We start from the raw sequence: 1,741 nt of genomic DNA, 5'->3' as shown, positions 1-1,741 counted from the left end.
ACCAATTTTCTAAGAGTTTTTATTTTTAATATAAAGATTAGATCAGATTAGAACAAAAAATGACCTTTACTAGTCTTTACTTAGTATTTAAATAGTATTTATAGTATTTAATAGTATTTAGGCCTACCTGAAGATATTGGAATTACTAATAAATTTAAACCTAAATACGACACATGGGAACCCTAAGTGCGACAGGAGGGAACTTTAAATACGACATGTGGGAACCTTAAGTGCGACAGGAGGGAACTTTAAATACGACACATGGGAACCTTAAGTGCGACAGGAGGGAACTTTAAATACGACACATGGGAACTTTAAATGTGACAGGATATAATTTTAAATATTATACTTTAAAACTTTAAATGCGACAGGAGGGAACTCTAAGTACGACACATAGGAACTTTAAATGTGACAGGAGAAAAACTTGATCAAACAATTGAAAATAGTCATGTTAGTATTTAATTTAGTTTAAATACGACATATGGGAAATATTAAAACGCATATTTTAAAAAATTGACGTAATTTATTTTTTGTATTAAATTATAAGAGGAATGATATGAATTATTGGGTGGAGGATAATGATGAATATAAATGAAAAAAATATAGTTATGAAAAACAACATAATTATAAAAGCTAAGTATAATATCTCTACGCTAGAGAATAGAATATTTTTAATGCTTTTATATAAATTACAGAGAAACAATGATGATATAATTAAATGTGAAATATCGCATGAAGAATTTAAAACTATAATAAAGAAAAAACAAACTAGCTCTGTTGACTCAATCTCTAATTTGTTGGTTAACTTAAGAAAACAAAGTATTTACTTTAGAGATGAAGAGGGATGGGGAGAATATGGATTTATAAATGGTTTTAAGTATATAAAATCTAGAAAAACTTTTAAAATTGAAGCATCTAAAGAAATTCATAATTACATAAGAAACTATCTAGATACAGGTTATACACCTATAAACTTAGCTATATTTTTTGGATTAATAAACCCAAATGCTCAAAGGTTTTATGATTTATTAAGATTATGGAGTGGGACAAAATCAATTATAAATTATAAGGTGGATGAGCTTAAAGAGCTTTTAATGATTGAAGGAAAGTATGATAGATACAATGATTTTAAAAGAAGAATTATAGTTCCAGCTATAAAAGAGCTTAACAATACAGGGTGCTTTGAAATAGATTTTAAAGAAAATAAAGTAGGTAGAAGAGTAGATTCTATTGATTTTATAGTTAAAGATTTGGATAAAAGAAAGTATTTTGCTAAGGATATGATCAATGATGATAATCAAGAGCAAATTTTATTAGATGAATGTTCTGTTGATGCGGAAGTTTTAGATATGAAAGATTTAAAAGATATAGAAAAGAATACTAATAAGGATGATTTAAAGGTGGTTGTAAGCAATACATATATACCTGATGAAAGTTTATTTACAAAAGGAACTTTAAGAAGGGTTAAAATGGATTTTAAAGAGATTAACTTTAAAAATGAATATATGGAAAAAGCATTTGAGGATGCAGTTATGATAACTTTAGATAAAGATGATGTTGAAAAAATAAAAGCTGGATCTTATAAGTTTTTTAAAGGTACATTGGAAAATAAAATTACTGAATACAAGGTAGAAGAAGAAGGAGATATGATCCATCAGCAAGAAATGGATTTATTCTGGTAAAATGTAAAAACTAATAACTTTTAAATACGGCAGATGGGAACTTTTTAAATTTAATTTAT

At 26.5% G+C, this 1,741-nt stretch carries 1 protein-coding gene; it reads left to right on the top strand.

Translation table 11 applies throughout. From position 1 onward, the window contains the following. The first annotated feature begins 581 nt into the window (after positions 1-581). Positions 582-1,682, top strand: a complete 1,101-nt coding sequence (locus VN21_RS15395; protein ID WP_046824032.1) for a replication initiation protein — start codon at positions 582-584, stop codon at positions 1,680-1,682. Positions 1,683-1,741 lie beyond the last annotated feature (59 nt).

The sequence above is a fragment of the Paraclostridium benzoelyticum genome, assembly GCF_001006285.1.
Lineage (GTDB): Bacteria > Bacillota > Clostridia > Peptostreptococcales > Peptostreptococcaceae > Paraclostridium > Paraclostridium benzoelyticum.
This window is presented reverse-complemented; position numbering and strand designations above follow the sequence as displayed.

What these genes read in the sequence shown, in the direction of transcription:
- VN21_RS15395 (WP_046824032.1), top strand. Translation starts at nt 582, where the DNA reads ATGAATATAAATGAAAAAAATATAGTTATGAAAAACAACATAATTATA.